Genomic DNA, 3,505 nt, shown 5'->3' on the forward strand with positions numbered 1-3,505 from the left:
CTTTTGGCTTTTCTTTGGTCATCAGCACCCACCCCCTTTCCTTTCCCCCCTCTCTCGCTTTCTTTTCTTTCCCCCCCCCCCCCCCCTCCCCCTCCCTCCCCCCCCCCCCCCCCCCCCCCCCCCCCCCCCCCCCCCACGGCCAGGGCGAGCGCCGAAAGGCCCACCGCCACCCGGCTGCGGGCACGGCTGTTTCTGTTGACGCGCATGAAGAAGTGACTCCTTGCGTAAAGCTGAAAAGGAGGGAAGGAGAGAGATGCGGCACTCAGCCGAGCTTGCCGACCTTGCGGGCGCTCAGGTCGATCACCAGGTCGCGGCTGTCGATCCAGGGCCCGTTCCTGGCCTTCGGGAAGAGCCGTACGCACCGGTGCTCACCGCAGGCCGCGAGGACGGCGGGCTGGGCGCCGGGCGTCGCGCGGTAGACCATGCTGTTGAGCACCAGCTGGCCGGGCGAGGTGAGTTCCTTGCCGGTGGCGTCCTTGAAGTCGGCCTTCAGGCCGGCGCCGAGCGGGTCGGCGATCAGCAGCCTGGCGGCCTCGGTCATCTCGTCGCGGCTGACCGGCGGCTGCACGCCGTGCTGGACGCCCGTCCGCTCGACCTTCCCGGTGCCGAGATCGACGGTCTTGGTGACGAGCGTGTCGTCCTTGTAGTCGTAGAACGTGACGTCGGCCCGGCGTGGCGCGTTCGGGTCGTCCAGCTCGGCCGTCTCGGGTTCGGCGAGGTCGACGCCGATGCGCTGCGGTCCGCGCGCGCCCTCGACGTTCTCGCTGGAATCGAAGAGCTGCCGGTTCACCGCGATCTGTTCGACGCGCTTCATCTCGTCGTCGGTCAGCGGGTCACGGCCCCTGCCCTTCTCCCCCTCGGCCGGCGCCCGCTCGACGACGCCGGGCCGAACCGCGCCGCCCTGCCCGTCCTGCGCCGCCTGCTGCCCGGTTCCGCCGGCCCCGAGGCCCCCGCTCGATTCGTCGGCCCCCGCCGACCCCGGAAGGGTGATACCGATCATCACGGCCGTCCCGGCCACCGCGATGGCCGCACCTGCCACCACCTTGCCCAGATGGCGGTGCACTAACTTGCGCACATTTCCCCCTACTCCCCCTATGTCCCCAGGAGTCGCCTTGAGTCCCACTGGTTCGGCATACGAGATATGCCTGGTCGCGGGGTAAGAGGGGTGTAAGTCATAGGAGGTTCCATCACTTTCGGGGAGACTCGGCTCGGACTCGCCCCCAGGGGCACGGCACTACTGGAAGAGTCATATCCATGCAGGTCTGGCCTGGCGAGGCGTATCCACTCGGTGCCACGTACGACGGTGCCGGTACCAATTTCGCGGTCTTCTCGGAGGCCGCCGACCGTATTGAGCTGTGTCTGCTGCACGACGACGGCTCCGAGACCGCCGTGGAACTGCGCGAGACCGACGCGTTCGTCCGGCACGCCTACCTGCCCGGCATCATGCCCGGACAGCGGTACGGCTTCCGGGTGCACGGGCGGTACGCGCCGGAGCACGGCCGGCGCGCCAATTCCGCGAAGCTGCTGCTCGACCCGTACGCGCGTGCGATCGCCGGCTCCGTCAAATGGGGGGAGGAGGTGTACAGCTATCCGTTCGGGTCGCCCGACAAGCGCAACGACCTCGACTCGGCGCCGCACACCATGTCGTCGGTCGTGGTCAACCCGTACTTCGACTGGGGCGACGACCGGAGGCCCCGTACGGAGTACCACCACACGGTGATCTACGAGGCCCACGTGAAGGGCCTCACGATGCGGCATCCGGCGCTCCCGGACGAGCTGCGCGGCACCTACGCGGCGCTCGCCCACCCGGCGATCATCGAACACCTGACGGAACTGGGCGTCACGGCACTGGAACTGATGCCCGTACACCAGTTCGTGAACGACCACCGGCTGGTCGACATGGGCCTCAACAACTACTGGGGCTACAACACGATCGGCTTCTTCGCCCCGCACAACGCGTACGCCTCCTGGGGCGACCGGGGCCAGCAGGTCCTGGAGTTCAAGTCGGCCGTCCGGGCGCTGCACGAGGCGGGCATCGAGGTCATCCTCGACGTGGTCTACAACCACACGGCCGAGGGCAACCACCTGGGCCCGACGCTCTCCTTCAGGGGCCTCGACAACGCCTCGTACTACCGCCTGGCGGACGATCCCCGCTACTACATGGACACCACGGGCACCGGCAATTCCCTCCTGATGCGCTCCCCGCACGTGCTCCAGCTGATCATGGACTCGCTGCGCTACTGGGTCACCGAGATGCACGTGGACGGCTTCCGCTTCGACCTCGCGGCCACGCTGGCGCGGCAGTTCCACGAGGTGGACCGGCTGTCGTCGTTCTTCGACCTGGTCCAGCAGGACCCGGTGGTCTCCCAGGTGAAGCTGATCGCCGAGCCCTGGGACGTCGGCGAGGGCGGCTACCAGGTGGGCAACTTCCCGCCCCTGTGGACCGAGTGGAACGGCAAGTACCGCGACACGGTCCGGGACATGTGGCGGGGCGAGCCGCGCACACTGGCCGAGTTCGCGTCCCGGCTGACCGGCTCGTCCGACCTGTACCAGGACGACGGACGCCGTCCGCTCGCCTCCATCAACTTCGTGACCTGCCACGACGGCTTCACGCTGCACGACCTCGTGTCGTACAACAACAAGCACAACCAGGCCAACGGCGAGGACAACCGCGACGGCGAGAGCCACAACCGCTCCTGGAACTGCGGCGCCGAGGGCGACACGGACGACGAGACCGTGCTCGCGCTGCGGGGCCGGCAGCAGCGCAACTTCATCGCCACCCTGATGCTCTCCCAGGGCGTGCCCATGCTCAGCCACGGCGACGAGTTCGCGCGCTCCCAGGGCGGCAACAACAACGCGTACTGCCAGGACAGCGAGCTGGCCTGGGTGCCGTGGCCGGAGGACGGCTCCGAACTCCTCGACTTCACGCGCGCGATGGTGTGGCTGCGCAGGGACCACCCCGTCTTCCGGCGGCGGCGCTTCTTCCACGGGCGGCCCGTCCAGGGCACCCACGACGAGCTCTCCGACATCGCGTGGTTCACCCCGGAGGGCCAGGAGATGACCCAGCGCGACTGGGGGTCCGCGCAGGCCCGGGCGCTGTCCGTCTTCCTCAACGGCAACGCGATCTCCGAGCCGGGGGCCCGCGGGGAGCGCATCGCCGACGACTCCTTCCTGCTGATGTTCAACGCGTCCCCGAAGTCCCTCGACTTCGTCGTACCGGTCGACCACGGCCGCCAGTGGCAGGTCGTCGTCGACACGTCCCTCCCGGAGGGAGTCCGCCCGGGTACGGGCGCGAAGGTGGAGGCCGGTGACCGGCTGACCCTGGTCGACCGGAGCATGACGGTGCTTCAGCGGCCCGCCTAGGACGGGCCCTTCCCGGGTCACGGGGGGGGGGGGGTTTCTTCCCGGGGACCGAGGGGGGGGGGGGGGGGTTGTGTTCTTGACGGAGAGATCACGCTGGGCCCCTCCCTTGGGGCCGTGGGAAAAAAACCGAGGGGGGGGGCCG

2 protein-coding genes are annotated in these 3,505 nt (G+C 69.1%); one reads left to right on the forward strand and one right to left on the reverse strand.

What is annotated here, in order from left to right; all coding sequences use genetic code 11:
• Nucleotides 1–262: 262 nt before the first annotated feature.
• The gene (locus ACZ6KY_RS39290; protein WP_469315054.1) at nt 263–1,075 is read right to left on the reverse strand and encodes a Tat pathway signal sequence domain protein; all 813 of its coding nucleotides are present in this window, start codon (nt 1,073–1,075) and stop codon (nt 263–265) included.
• 179 nt (nt 1,076–1,254) lie between these two features.
• Here ACZ6KY_RS39290 and glgX point away from each other — a divergent pair, with 179 nt between their 5' ends.
• Nucleotides 1,255–3,363: a glycogen debranching protein GlgX gene (gene glgX / locus ACZ6KY_RS39295; RefSeq protein ID WP_469315055.1), complete on the forward strand. Its 2,109-nt coding sequence runs from the start codon at nt 1,255–1,257 to the stop codon at nt 3,361–3,363.
• Nucleotides 3,364–3,505 lie beyond the last annotated feature (142 nt).

Source organism: Streptomyces sp. NPDC042002 (assembly GCF_055588305.1).

What these genes read in the sequence shown, in the direction of transcription:
- glgX (WP_469315055.1), top strand. Translation starts at nt 1,255, where the DNA reads ATGCAGGTCTGGCCTGGCGAGGCGTATCCACTCGGTGCCACGTACGAC.